Origin of the sequence: Caballeronia mineralivorans PML1(12) (genome assembly GCF_001028175.1) — a bacterium.
GTDB lineage: Bacteria > Pseudomonadota > Gammaproteobacteria > Burkholderiales > Burkholderiaceae > Caballeronia > Caballeronia mineralivorans.
This window is the reverse complement of sequence record NZ_AEJF01000305.1, coordinates 1-424: the sequence shown is the minus strand read 5'-3', so window position 1 is coordinate 424 and position 424 is coordinate 1. Positions and strand designations below refer to the sequence as shown.

At 58.7% G+C, this 424-nt stretch carries 1 pseudogene; it reads right to left on the bottom strand.

Features of this window, described 5'->3' with window-relative positions:
• Window positions 1-424: pseudogene (gene mdtN / locus EOS_RS42785) on the bottom strand (multidrug efflux transporter periplasmic adaptor subunit MdtN); the annotation flags it as partial.

The following is a 424-nucleotide window of genomic DNA, read 5'->3' as shown; positions in this document are numbered from 1 at the left end:
CGCGAACGGTCGCCATTTCCAGATGCAGTTTGGTCAGGGCAATATCCGCTTCGACCGCCGCACGCTGGGCAACTAATGCATCCACGCCGCTGACGGCGCTGGCGGCTGACTGCGCCTGTAACAATACGGCATTAAGATCCGCTTCTGCGGCGCGCTGCGCCGTTCTTGCACGGTCAACATCTTCCGCTGAGACAAAACCTTCTTTCAGTAATGGCTCGGTGCGGCGTAATGTATCTGTGGCCTGTTTCGCGGCGGCACGGGCTTTTTCTACCGTGGCATTAATCGAGTCGGCACCAAACTGTTGCGCGTCAACGCTACGCTGGGTGAGCATAATTTGCTTATCCAGCGCCGCGAGGGAGGCTTCAGCTTTCGCCAGATTGGCTTCGTACGGGCGCGGGTCGATGCGGAACAGCAAATCGCCCTG